The sequence below is a fragment of the Paraburkholderia susongensis genome (genome assembly GCF_900177725.1).
Taxonomy (GTDB): domain Bacteria; phylum Pseudomonadota; class Gammaproteobacteria; order Burkholderiales; family Burkholderiaceae; genus Paraburkholderia; species Paraburkholderia susongensis.
The window spans coordinates 42,743-55,131 of sequence record NZ_FXAT01000017.1 but is presented as its reverse complement, the minus strand read 5'-3'; the positions used below and the strand labels follow the sequence as shown (position 1 = coordinate 55,131).

Genomic DNA, 12,389 nt, shown 5'->3' with positions numbered 1-12,389 from the left:
AACGATGCGCTCTTCGGCAACCGGGAACGCTCGGCCACGGCAGTTGATCGCCGACGACCCTGTGGCGCTCACAGCACGCATTCGCTGCTTGACCTATACTGTCCGAAGCGTTTCAGGAAATCGGTCCATTGGATATTTTCCATTGTTCCTGGCGCCGAGCGATCATGTCGCCGCAGTCGCCAGTTATCGCGATCTCGTCAAATTCAACTGCGCATGCTGGCTGCATGAATTCGTTCGCGTGGATTCCAATCGCGTGGCGTCTGCCGTATCTGGCCGGCGACGAAATCACACGCGGCACAGTAATCGCGCAATTCATTGTCCAGCAGGCGGAGATCGTCTTCTGCGTCAATCTTCCAGTCCAATCAGGAGGAACGAATCATGAACAAGGCAAGCAGCACATTAATCGCGGCCGTCGCCGCACTCGCGTTGTCGGGCAGTGCTTATGCACAGAACAACACGCTCGCGACCCCGACCACCAAGTCTCCGGCCGCCACCAATGCGACGAGCGGCTACGGCACGCCGGGCGCCACCACCTCGGACAGCGGCATGGCCGCCCAGTCTCAGGACAAGAGCACGAGCAATAGTGCGACGTCCCTCACCAACCTTCCCGGGAGCCACAACACGCTGGCGACTCCGTCCACAAAGTCTCCCGCCGGCCAATAACAGCACTCAAGAATGACAACCAGCCGAGGATAAGCGCAAATGCCGACGGTGGCGTGAGCAGTTCAAGCCCCGGCAGAGCGAGACATCGACAGGCTTGGCTTGTGTCGTAACGGACTATTCTTCACTCGTTGCAAGAAAGGCCGCTGCCCTCGTGGGCAGCGGCCTTTTGTTTGTTTCTCCCTAACCGCTTCCTGGCAGCAGCTTCTCGCAGACCGATTGATTGAATACCCATAGTGTGACCGAATAGTAGCGACTGGCGACACAGTTGCCGGAGACGTCAGCCGGACACGAACGCCGGGCTCGCTCGCATTCGAATTGCAGTCGTCAACCCATACCCCCACCCCCTATGATAAACTCTCCCGATTACATACCCCACCGGGGTATTGGAGAGCGCGCGATGAGTCACACGGTTCAGGAAAAAAAGAAGCTGCTTAACAGGGTCCGCCGCATCAAGGGGCAGGTCGAAGCCATCGAACGGGCGCTCGAAGAAGAGCACGGCTGCACGGACGTGCTGCAACGGATAACCAGTTGTCGCGGAGCCATGAACGGTCTGCTCGCGGTTGTGCTGGAAGACCACATCAGGAACCACCTCGTCGACGCGGAAAACGGCGAGGAAGAGGGTGCCAGCGCGACGGAACAACTCATCGAAGTTGTTCACAGCTATTTCAAGTAGAGTCAAAAATGAGTGATTTCAGAAACGCCGCCTTCGGCGCCGCGCATGACCACAACTTTCTGGGTGCTGGTCACGAGAAGAACGAGCGCAAGACGTGGGCCGTAATTGTGCTGTGTAGCGCGATGATGCTCGTAGAGATCGTCGGCGGGAGTATGTTTGGTTCGCTGGCGCTCGTCGCCGACGGTCTGCACATGTCGACGCATGCCGGCGCAATGCTGATTGCGGCCCTTGCGTATACCTACGCGCGCAAGCACGCCGGCGACTCCCGTTTCGTTTTCGGTACCGGCAAGCTCGGTGACCTGGCCGGATTCACGAGCGCCATCGCGCTCGCGATGATTGCAATGCTGATTGGCTACGAAGCGGTATCGCGTTTTCTGTCGCCAGTACCGATTCATTTCGGTGAAGCAATTCCCATCGCGATTGTCGGGCTGCTCGTCAACCTGGCGAGTGTGTGGCTATTAAGCGGCGGCGACCACGGACATAGTCACGGACATGCCCACAGTCATGGTCATCATGACCATGCTCACGACGAGGAAGGGCAGAAGATTTTCGCCGCATCCGGTGTGTTTTCCGTTTCCATCTTCGAGACCGACGTACCACCTGTCTTCCGCATTACGCCATTGACGGGGAGTTCACGACTCGACGCTTCAACGGTGGCGGTTACGACGGTTCGCCCCGATGGCACACAACAGGTATTCGCGATGGCGAACCGTGGCGGCTATCTGGAATCGAAGGAAGACATTCCAGAGCCGCACGCCTTCACCGCCATCGTGCGGATGCCGGACGGCGATTACACAGTCGAGTTCGAAGAACATGCACACCCCGACCACGCACATGAAGCAGCGACTCGCGACCATAACATCAGGTCCGCGTATATCCATGTGATGGCGGATGCGGCGGTTTCAGTGCTCGCCATCATCGGCCTCGTGTTGGCACGAGCATTCGGATGGCTCTGGATGGACCCGCTCGCTGGCGTAATCGGTGCACTGGTCATCGCAAACTGGTCGTACGGCTTGATGCGCGACACTGGTGCGATCCTGCTCGACATGAGCCTCGACCAACGCATGACAGAGAATGTGCGTCACGCTATCGAGGATCGCGGCGACAAGGTTGTCGACCTGCATGTATGGCGGGTAGGGCCCGGTCACATGAGTGCGGTGGTGTCCGTCGCAACAGGTGAAACACAGCGAGACTCGCGCTTCTATCACGCCGTGCTCGGACGCTTCAAGGGGCTCTCTCACGTCACCGTTGAGGTCCAGCCGTTACAGGCAGGGGCCTGACACATCCAAGATACAACGCCTCGCTCACGCTCAGGTCGCATACTGCGCAATCCCATTGCCAAACGACCAGTTCTCCTTCTCCACCTCGACGAGGTTGATGAACACATCCTCGCGCCGCACGCCCGGTGACTTCGCGAGTTCATCGGCGATCCGCCGATACAGCGCCTTCTTCTGCTCGACCGTGCGCGTGTTGCTCACGGTGAGCTGGATCACGACGAAATCGTCGCCACGCTCGATGTTCTGATACTGCCGGTCGTAGATCAGATTGTCGGGCGTGTGCTCCGTAATCAGCATGAACATGTCGTCCTGCGGCACGTTGAACGTGTCCACCAGCGAGCGCTGGATGCCGGCGGTCAGCGCCTTGCGGTATTCAGCCGGCTTGCCGGCGCGCAGTGAGATTCGGGTGAGCGGCATGACGGGCTCCTTGTTGCGGTGTTGGGTTAAACACAGCTTAGGCGCGCTCAGTCATAATAAACAGATATCTTCGACTATTTCATCCATATCCATCTGAAATGAAAGTGCTCGATCTCGATGCGGTGCGGGCGTTCGTTCTCGTCGCCGATCTGCGCAGCTTCACGCGTGCCGCGGATGCGCTCGATACCACGCAATCGGCCGTCAGCCTGAAGCTGAAGCGGCTGGAGGCACATCTCGGCAAGCAGTTGCTCGAGCGCACGCCGCGCGTCGTGCGCCTGTCCGCCGACGGCAACGCGTTTCTCGGCGCGGCTCGCGAGCTGCTGAACGCGCACGAGCGCGCGTTGGGCGCGCTGTCGGTGGAACGGCGGCGGCTCGTGCTCGGGCTCAGCGAGCATGTCGCGGGGCCCGATCTGCCGCGGCTGCTCGGGCGGCTCAACGCGCACGATCCGGGTCTCGTGATCGAGCTGCATATGGGCACGTCGGCGGCGCTGCTCGCGCAATTCGATGAGCGCCGGCTCGACGCGGCGATCGTCCGCTATGGCGCGGACGAGCCGTCCCGCGACGATGCGCAGACGCTGTTCAGCGAGCCGCTCGGCTGGCTCGCCACGCCCGCCTGGCTGCCGCGCGCCGGCGAGCCGTTGGCGCTGGCGCTGCTGAGCCCGCCGTGCAACGTGCGCGACGTCGCACTGCGCACGCTGGCGGCGGCGGGCGTTGAGTGGCAGGAGGTTTTTGTCGGCGGCGGGGTGGCCGCCGTTGGGGCGGCGGTGGCGGCGGGGCTCGCCGTATCGCCGCTCGCGCGCCGGGTTGCGCCGCACGGTCTCGTCGACGTCGGTGCGCGGCTCGGCTTGCCGACGCTGCCGGAATCGCGCGTAACGCTGCATTCGCGGGTGCGCGAGGCGCGCTCGGCGGAAACGCTGCGCTTGCTGGCGAATGGGTTGGCGACGGGGTAACGCGTCGGCCGCCGTATCGTGTAAGCGGCTCAGTGGATGATCGGCGGCAGCGAGCCGCTGCGGGCGGTCGCCGGATCGGCGGCAGCGCCCATCGGCGCGATGCCGCTAACGTTTGCGGACGCAGCCGGCGTAATCTGCGCGGCGGGCGTAGCCCGATTCGGGTGGGAATTCGGGTGGGAATTCGGGTGTGAAACCGCCGGCTTCGCCGCAACCTTGGCGGCATGCGGACGCGCCGTATGGCCCGGCGCGAAATTCGCACGCATCACCTTGCCCTGAGCGGGTTTCGTCTCGACGAGTTGCGCATGCGGTTGCATGGGCCGCTTCGCAGCCTGCGCGGTCATGGTCGAATGCGTTCGGGTCTTGCCAGCAGCCGCAGCCTTCATGCCGCCCTGCGGCCGACTCTTCGCGCCACTCTTCACGCTCCCCGCCCCGCCGCTCGCCGCGACTTTTTTCGCGCCGCCGCCATGCACCGCGAGCTTGCTGCCAGACGCCGCACTACCCGGCACACCGTGCGGCGCCCCGTGCCGAACGCTCGCCGCCTGCTTCGCCTGCACGCCGGCGCCGGCCTTGGCGCCGGCTTTGCCACCCGATGCCTTTTTCGTCGCCTCCACCGGCTTTTTCCGTGCCCCTTTCGCGACATGCGCACTCGCCTCGGGCGGATTCCACACTTCCGTATAACCCGCCGCCATGGCCGCTTCCGACATACACCACACGGCCAGCGCCGCTGCTACTGCTCGAACCCGCATCTCCTGCTTCTCCTGATCGACGACTGTAAAAACGAGCCGGGATTATATTCTCTTGCAAAAATCCATTTATGGACTAATATCAGTTTAAAGTACACATAGGGACTTACCCGATCATGGCTCACGCTGCTCGCCTCACTCCGTCCGAAGCGCCGTTACGGCGCCCCATTCCGGAACCCACGCTCACGCAAATGTCCGCCGCGGGTCTGCGCGCGTTCTTCAACATCGCGCGCGACTGGAACCTGAACGCCGACGAGCAGATCGTGCTGCTCGGCTCACCGGGCCGCTCCACGTTCTTCAAATGGAAGGCGTCGCCCGAGACGGCCCGCCTCGCGCGCGACACGCTGGAGCGCCTGTCCCTGCTGCTCGGCATCTACAAGGCGCTGCAGATCCTGCTGCCGCAGCCGAGCGCCGCCGATACCTGGATCAAACGCCCCAACAGCGCGCCGCCGTTCGGCGGCCGGCGCGCGCTGGACCGCCTGCTGGCGGGCAATATCAGCGACCTCGTGGCCGTGCGCCAGTATCTCGACGCGATGCGAGGCGGCTGGGCGTGACACAACCGCACTGGAAGGACCGCTGGACCAGCACCGCGCTTGACTGGTCGCCCGCGTATCGCGTGATTCCGACGCGCTTTCCGGCCGTCAATCTGTTCGACCGGGTCGCTTCGCCCGAAGATTTCGATGCGCTCTACGCGCTCGAAGCCATGACCAACGACCGCCTGCGCACCGAGGTCGGCGAACTCGATCTCATACCGCTCGAAGAACGCCGTTTCGGGCCCGGCTACGGGCCGATCATGGCCGCGCTCACGCATCTGAATCCGCTTGGCAGCCGCTTTTCGGACGGCACCTACGGCGTGTTCTACTGCGCGCGCTCGCGCGCCACCGCGATCGCCGAAACGCGCTATCACACCGGAAAATTTCTGGAGGCGACCGCCGAGCCGCCGATGCGTCAGCAGATGCGTCTCTACACCGTGGCCGCGCAAGGCACGGTGGTCGACCTGCGCCACGACGCCGCGCTCGACCCCGCCGTGCTGTCGCCGCACGACTATCTGGCCGGCCAGGCGCTCGGGCGGGCGGTGCGCGAAGCGGGGGCGCCGGGCATCGCTTATCCGTCGGTGCGCGACAGCGCGGGCGAATGCCTCGCCGCGTTTCGCACGACGCTGTTGCGCGACTGCCATCACGCGGCGTATCTGGAATACAACTGGAACGGCGCGACCGTCGATATGGTGTTCGAACTCAACCAGGTGGGTTGAAGCTGACACAGCGGGGAAAAGGCAGGAGGCTGAACACAGCGCGCAGCGCGCCAGGCCAGGCCTGGCCTGGAAGATTCAGGGCAACGCGAGCGCCGCGGCCCCTTCCGCGCGCGCTTCCTCGACCGAGATCGACCAGCGCCGCAGCGCCTGCGGCTGCACGATCGTGAGCTTGCCGTCGGGCCCGAACGCGCCGGTGTCGATGAACACCTGCGAGCCGATCTGCGTGATGTCGCGCACTGGCGTATGGCCGCAGTAGGTCAGCGAAAGCCCGCGTTGCCGCAGCGGATCGCCGTTGCCCAACACGAGTTCGCGCCCCCACAGCAGTTGCTGGCGCGTTTCGGCGGAAAAATTCCCCGCATCGAGTTCGGCGTCCGAGCCGAAAAATTCGGCATGCAGAATATTGATGCGCGCCTTGCCGCTGCCGATCACGCGCACGAGCGGCAGCGTGCGCAGATGCTCCGCGTACTGGCGCAGGCGCTCGTCGGGCACATCCGCCGCCCACGCGCCGCCGATGCCGTACCACCACTGCCGCCGCAACCGGCCATCGACGACCGCGCACAGCGTGTCCTCGTGATTGCCGAGCACCGCGAAAAACCACGGCTTCGCAAGCAGCGCGAGCGCCTGCTCGGAATGCTCGCCGCGATCCACGAGATCGCCGACCGAAAAAAGCCGGTCGCGCGCCGGATCGAACGCGATCTGACGCAGCAGATAACGCAGCGCATCGACGCAGCCGTGCAGATCGCCGACCACGAAATCGCGGCCGCTCTCGTTGGCTGCATGATGCTGGACGAAGTTGACGGGTACGGAATCCATCCACTCATGATAATGCGGCAGACGGGAATGCGTATGCGCGGTGCCTATCGTATCGTTGCACGCGGACTGGCGAAATTGGCATGAAACGACACAAAACCGACACCAGAACGGTGCATTCGCGGCGTACCTAGCCGGAGCTGCGCCGTTCTGACGGTCACGGTGGCTGCCGCATTATTGCGGCTTCATTCCCGCGTGATTACGGCTTCACTACGACTCCATTGCGGCCTCGTTGCACCGCTATCGCAGCGTTCTGATCGTGTCCGCGCGGCGTCACTGCGCGTCACTGCTGCGTGCGCAGCTTCGCGATCTGCCCGGCCGTGATCGTCGCCTGCGGGTTGCCGAACTGCTTCGTCACGTAGTTCGTGATGGCGGCAATCTGCTCGTCGTCGAGATGGTCGCCGAATGCGGGCATCAGCACGTCCGCGTGCGTGGTGGTGCGATCGACGCCATGCAGAATCACCATCGCCAGATTGTTCGCGCTGCTCGCGCCGACCGTCGTGTTATGAATCAGCGACGGATACGCCCCCGGCGCGCTCGCCCCCACGCCCTGCCCGGTCCAGCTATGACAGGTCGCGCAATTGGCGAGGAAAAGCTGCGCGCCGTTCACGCCGGTGATCGTGGTGCCGCGCAACGCGGTGACGTCGTCGGCGGGATTGCCCCACTGGTGACGCGGGCGCGTCTCGCCGCCGCTCACGGCCGGCACCGAGCGCAGATAGACGACGATCGAGCGCAGATCCACCGGCGTCAGAAATTGCGTGCTGTTCGCAACCACCTCGCCCATCGGACCCGCCGCGTTCGCACGTCCCGGCGCCGCGCCGGTCGACAGATACGCGACGAGTTCGTCGTCGCGCCAGTCGCCCACGCCGCTCACCTTGTCCGACGTAATGTTGAACGCATGCCAGCCGGCCTGCACCGCGCCGGAGAAGCGCTCGCTCGTCTTCAGGCCCTGCATGAAATTGCGCGGCGTATGGCATTCCTCGCAATGCGCGAGCCCTTCGACCAGATACGCGCCGCGATTCCATTCGGCGCTCTGCTTCGGATCGGGAACGAAGCGGCCCTCGGTGAAATTGAACATGTTCCAGAACATCATGAGCCAGCGCTGATTGAACGGGAACTTGAGGCTATTGGCGGGCGGCGTGTAGTGAATCGGCGTGAGCGTATTCAGGTACGCGCGAATCGCGAGCACATCCTGCTCGGTCACGCGCGTGTACGCCGTGTACGGAAACGCCGGGTACAGCCGCTCGCCGCTCTTGCCGATGCCTTCGTGCATCGCGCGCATGAAGTCGGCGTCGCTCCATTGGCCGATGCCGGTGTCGGGGTCGGGCGTGATGTTCGGCGTCACGATCGTGCCGAACGGCGTGCTGATCGGCAGGCCGCCCGCGAACGGACGCGATTTGTCGGCGGTATGGCAGGCCGCGCAATCGGCGGCGCGCGTCAGGTACTCGCCGCGCTTGACGAGATCGCTCGCGGCCGAACCGGCGGGCGCGGCGTTGGGCGCTTGCGCGGCGGCGTCGGCGCGGGCCTGCGTGATCGGCAGATCATCGCTCGCTGGCACGCCCGGCTCATGCGCCTCGTGCCACGCAATCGACAACGCGAACAGCGAAAACGCCGCCGCCAGCGCCGCGCCGCCCAAGCGGCGGCGCGGCATGGTGTGCCTGAGCGCAGGGTCCGGCTGCGCGCGAGAGGAATTCTTCAGCATGGTGGCTCTCCGGTCAGGGCTCAGATTTCACGCTTGAGCTTGTCGGCCAGTTTCAGCGACAAGGCCGCGATCGTCAGCGTGCAGTTCACCGAGGCCGCGGTGGGCATCACGCCGCTGCTGGCAATGAACAGGTTCGAGTGATCGTGCGTGCGGCAGTCCGCGTCCACGACCGAATTCGCCGGATCGCTGCCCATGATCGTCGTGCCCATGATGTGATTGTTCGGCGCGAAGGTATCGTCGAAAGAGATTTCAGTGCCGCCGAACAGCGCTGCGATCTGCGCATAGAGTTCGTGCGTGTTGGCGGCGCTCTTCTTCACGTAGTCGTTGATCGAGTAGTAGATCTCGGGCTGCGGAATGCCGAGCGCGTCCTTGTGATCGGCCGACGGCACGACGCGGTTCTGCGGCTCCGCCAGATGCTCGTGAAAGCTGTTGATGTTCAGCGTGCGCGCCGCGCGGTCGCGAATCTGCCGGTCCAGCTCCGCGCCGGTCACGCCTTTTTTCAGCAGATCGGCGGTCACGCCCATGGTCGGCACGCCGTTCGACAGATGCAGTTTCTTCGACGCGTAATCGGAGCGGAACGCGCCGTCGCGGAAGTTGACGATCGAGGTCATCTCCATCGGACCGCGGCCGGGCCACAGCGGCTCGTTGGCAAGGAACGTGACGCCCGTGCCCGGATGGTCCATGAGATTGCGGCCCACCTGATCGGAGCTATTGCCGATGCCGTGCGGGAATTTGTCGGACGTCGACATCAGCATGAGCTTCGGCGTTTCGATGCCGTTCGCCGCGAGCACGAACAGCTTGCCGGTGACACGCGTGCTGTTGCCGTTCGGGTCTTTGTAGTGGACCGCGGTGATGAGCCCTTTGTTGTCCGCTTCGATACGGTACACGACGGCCTCGGGAATCAGTTTCGCGCCGGCCTGCTCGGCCTTCTCCGCATGGATCACGCCGTTGTACATCGCGGCGATCGGGCAGATCGGCATGCAGTTGTTGTTGCCGCAGCAGGTCGGCCGCGCGTCGTAGGGACGGCTGTTGCGCGCGACCGGCTCGGGCACGACCTTGAAGCCCTGCGCGTTGAGCACGTCGCTGAAACGCTGGTCCATGTACGAGAGCGGCAACGGCTGCATCGGATACGGCTGCGAGCGCGGTGAGCCGAGGTCGATCGAACTGTCGGGCCCGGATACGCCGAGCTGCACCTCGGCCGCCTGATACCACGGCTCGAGCGTTTCGTACGGATACGGCCAGTCGCGTCCCACGCCGTAGAGCTTGTGCAACTGGAAGTCCGACGGCAGCAGCCGCCACGCGGCGGCCGCCCAGTGCCACGTCGTGCCGCCGACGAGCCGCACATACTGTGAGTTGTACGGATAATCGCCCTTCTGGATCAGATAGTTGTTCGCGGGCGAGTACTCGGGATGCGGCGCATAAGGCGTCGACGGATACGGCGTCGCGAAATCGGACTTGGCCGGCGAGTTGCGGAAGTTCTCGACGATCTGCCAGCGCGGAATGCGCGGGCCCGCTTCGAGCAGCATCACCGACGCGCCGGCGAGCGCGAGTTGATGAGCGACCAGACTGCCGGCGACGCCTGAGCCGATCACGACGATATCGGCGGAATTTGTGTTTGCCATTGTTGCCCTCTTCTGTGCCCTTGCTGCTGCGCCGTCACACCGGTTCAAACGATGCAACGCGCGCAGGCGGAACGCCGCTCAGGCGGACGCCGGTTTCTGCGTCCAGTAGAACGGTACGTCGCGGCAGTAGGACGGAATCGTGAGCACGTCGCTTACCGGTTCGAACATCAGCGCTTTTTCATACGCGACCACCTCGATGTGCGGTGCATCGCCGACAAGGCCGAGATACCACGCGCGCATGATCGCGTCGACCGATTTCGCGAGCGCGGGCTGGTCGGTCTGCAGTGCCTGCGTCACGGTGTCGGACGGCACGCCGCCATGAGCTTGCAGCCACGTGTTGAGCGCGGCGACGTTCTGCGCGAACTGGCTGTTGGAATGGCCGAGCGCGTCGTAGACACGTTTGCCGAGCACGGCGTCGAAGCTGCTGCGGCCGGTGAGACGCTGCGAGAGCGCGAGGAAGGCGTCGAGTCCGCCGCCCGCGGGCGGCGTATCGGCAAACGCGGGAGAGATCCACGATAGCCACGAAGACGGGCGGCTCGCGCCTGCAAACGCGAGCGCTGCCGCCGCCGCGCACGAGCCGAGCACCCAGGCCCTGCGCGAAGCCGAAAACGGGAGAGGCATGCCTGGGGGATGCGTCACGCTGCGATGAGACGTTGCCCGGTGCCGGGGCGTCACGTCGCGGTGCGCATCGTTATTCTCAGGAACATCTGTCATGGGGAACTCCAGATGATGCGTCGTTCTCAACGGGCGGTGCAGCAAAGGCGTTCTGCCGTTCGCGTGCCGCTTCGGTTGCTCTTCCCCAAACCTGGTCTTGCGCCGCTTGAGCGGTCTCGTGTTCACGCGCTGCTCGCACGCACCGCTACTGCATGTTGCGCGCGCCGCGCCGCATGCAGACTCGCGATGACAGCCGTATGACGGCGCCCGTTGCGCCGTCATACGCGGCAAGCCGCCCGGGTGCCGGTTTCTGCCAATCGCCTTTCAACCGAAAGCGGCGTGCAAGGCCGCTACGAAAAACTATAGCCTGTGACCCACCGATTCGACAAATGATCGCCGAGGCGCGAGTAGAATCCGCGACACTAACCGCCGTCCACTCACATTCCATGCCCATCAAATACTATCCGCAGGTTCTTCGCAATCGTCCGCGCACGATGATCGGCCTCGCGGTCGGCATCGTCGTCGCGTATCTCGTGCCGGGACATACGAGTTCGATGGCGCGCGCGCTGATCGGCTGGGACGCGGCCATCTGGAGCTACCTGCTGATGATCTGGGTGCACATGGCCTTCGCCGACGAACACCGCGTGCGCGAATACGCGCGGCGCGATGACGAGAACGCGGGCGTCGTGCTGTTCGTGATCTGTCTCGCGACGGTTGCGAGCATTGCCGCGATCGTGCTGGAGCTCGCGTCGGCGAAAGGCACGGCGGGCGCGTCGACCGCATGGCACTACCTGCTGACGGGCCTGACGATGATCGGCGCATGGTTCCTGATTCCGACGATCTTCGCGCTGCACTACGCGCGGCTCTACTACGACGCCGACGCGCGCGAAACCGCGCTGCTGTTTCCCGACCACGACCTCATGCCGAACTACTGGGACTTTCTGTACTACTCGTTCACAATCGCGGTCGCCTCTCAGACATCCGACGTCGTGCTGCGCTCGCGCTCGATACGCCGCGCGACGCTCGCTCAATCGATCCTGTCGTTCTACTTCAACGTCGCCGTGCTCGGCTTGTGCGTGAATATCGCGGCGGGGTTGCTTGGATCGTAAGCGCTGGCTGAACACGGTATGAGCACGATATAAGCGCGGTATGAACGCGGTATGAACGCGCCGCCGCTTCGCTTTTTGCGGCGTGCGCCGCGCCGCTCATCCGCCCTGTGTAAAACCCGGACCGCACCCGCCCGTTTTACACGCCAACGCCCCGCGCAAGGCCGCGCAACCCGCATGCCACGCCTGCTGCGCCGCGCGGCGCCTTCCTGCGCGCATTCCTTCCGCGCACGCACCCGCCTCTCTCCCTGGCCTTCCCCGGCCTCGTGCCACCCGCTGTCCGCCTTGATTGGCACAGCGTTTGCTCCATCCCGCGAGGAGTGCTGACCAGCCCCGCGCGACTCGCGCCTGGCGTCAAAGCACCCTCGACTGGCCTGCGACATGACGATCTATGCACTACATTTGACCAGTACGCGCCCTCGCTGACGCATTGCGCGGTATCCAGCCCGGGAAGCCCAATGAGCGCTGTGATCGCATGTCAATTGCATCCACACCGCAGCAGGACAACTCTGGAAACGAC

General features: G+C 64.2%; 13 protein-coding genes. 7 read left to right on the top strand and 6 right to left on the bottom strand.

Features of this window, described 5'->3' with window-relative positions; genetic code table 11:
• Nucleotides 1–378: 378 nt before the first annotated feature.
• From B9Z01_RS31320 to dmeF, 3 genes are all read left to right on the top strand, one after another.
• The gene (locus B9Z01_RS31320; protein ID WP_085489430.1) at nt 379–663 is read left to right on the top strand and encodes a hypothetical protein; all 285 of its coding nucleotides are present in this window, start codon (nt 379–381) and stop codon (nt 661–663) included.
• A 397-nt stretch (nt 664–1,060) separates the two neighbouring features.
• The gene (locus B9Z01_RS31315; RefSeq protein WP_085489429.1) at nt 1,061–1,336 is read left to right on the top strand and encodes a metal/formaldehyde-sensitive transcriptional repressor; all 276 of its coding nucleotides are present in this window, start codon (nt 1,061–1,063) and stop codon (nt 1,334–1,336) included.
• 8 nt (nt 1,337–1,344) lie between these two features.
• Nucleotides 1,345–2,616 carry a CDF family Co(II)/Ni(II) efflux transporter DmeF gene (gene dmeF, locus B9Z01_RS31310; protein WP_085489428.1) on the top strand — a complete coding sequence of 424 codons (1,272 nt, stop codon included), beginning with the start codon at nt 1,345–1,347 and terminating at the stop codon, nt 2,614–2,616.
• A gap of 30 nt (nt 2,617–2,646) precedes the next feature.
• Here the strand turns inward: dmeF and B9Z01_RS31305 are convergent, their stop codons facing one another.
• Entirely contained in the window at nt 2,647–3,030 is a 384-nt protein-coding gene (locus B9Z01_RS31305; protein WP_085489427.1) for a tautomerase family protein, read from the bottom strand.
• Between the two features lie 98 nt (nt 3,031–3,128).
• Here B9Z01_RS31305 and B9Z01_RS31300 point away from each other — a divergent pair, with 98 nt between their 5' ends.
• Nucleotides 3,129–3,980: a LysR family transcriptional regulator gene (locus tag B9Z01_RS31300; RefSeq protein WP_085489426.1), complete on the top strand. Its 852-nt coding sequence runs from the start codon at nt 3,129–3,131 to the stop codon at nt 3,978–3,980.
• Between the two features lie 29 nt (nt 3,981–4,009).
• On the opposite strand, the gene B9Z01_RS31295 is transcribed toward B9Z01_RS31300, so the two are convergent.
• The gene (locus B9Z01_RS31295; RefSeq protein WP_085489425.1) at nt 4,010–4,726 is read right to left on the bottom strand and encodes a hypothetical protein; all 717 of its coding nucleotides are present in this window, start codon (nt 4,724–4,726) and stop codon (nt 4,010–4,012) included.
• Between the two features lie 113 nt (nt 4,727–4,839).
• Between B9Z01_RS31295 and B9Z01_RS31290 the strand changes: the two genes are divergently transcribed.
• Entirely contained in the window at nt 4,840–5,277 is a 438-nt protein-coding gene (locus B9Z01_RS31290) for an MbcA/ParS/Xre antitoxin family protein (RefSeq protein ID WP_085489424.1), read from the top strand.
• Entirely contained in the window at nt 5,274–5,975 is a 702-nt protein-coding gene (locus B9Z01_RS31285) for an RES family NAD+ phosphorylase (protein ID WP_085489423.1), read from the top strand. Before B9Z01_RS31290 ends, B9Z01_RS31285 begins: the two co-directional genes overlap by 4 nt.
• Nucleotides 5,976–6,050: 75 nt before the next feature.
• Here the strand turns inward: B9Z01_RS31285 and B9Z01_RS31280 are convergent, their stop codons facing one another.
• From B9Z01_RS31280 to B9Z01_RS31265, 4 genes are all read right to left on the bottom strand, one after another.
• Complete coding sequence (locus B9Z01_RS31280; protein ID WP_208626335.1) at nt 6,051–6,788, bottom strand: metallophosphoesterase; 738 nt, start codon at nt 6,786–6,788, stop codon at nt 6,051–6,053.
• A 280-nt stretch (nt 6,789–7,068) separates the two neighbouring features.
• The gene (locus B9Z01_RS31275; RefSeq protein WP_085489421.1) at nt 7,069–8,487 is read right to left on the bottom strand and encodes a cytochrome c; all 1,419 of its coding nucleotides are present in this window, start codon (nt 8,485–8,487) and stop codon (nt 7,069–7,071) included.
• A gap of 20 nt (nt 8,488–8,507) precedes the next feature.
• Complete coding sequence (locus tag B9Z01_RS31270) at nt 8,508–10,109, bottom strand: GMC family oxidoreductase (protein ID WP_085489420.1); 1,602 nt, start codon at nt 10,107–10,109, stop codon at nt 8,508–8,510.
• Between the two features lie 78 nt (nt 10,110–10,187).
• A complete protein-coding gene (locus tag B9Z01_RS31265; RefSeq protein ID WP_085489419.1) occupies nt 10,188–10,823 on the bottom strand; it encodes a sugar dehydrogenase complex small subunit in 636 nt (211 codons plus the stop codon).
• Nucleotides 10,824–11,209: 386 nt separating this feature from the next.
• On the opposite strand from B9Z01_RS31265, the gene B9Z01_RS31260 reads away from it, so the two are divergent.
• A complete protein-coding gene (locus B9Z01_RS31260) occupies nt 11,210–11,872 on the top strand; it encodes a DUF1345 domain-containing protein (RefSeq protein WP_085489418.1) in 663 nt (220 codons plus the stop codon).
• The last annotated feature ends 517 nt before the right edge of the window (nt 11,873–12,389 follow it).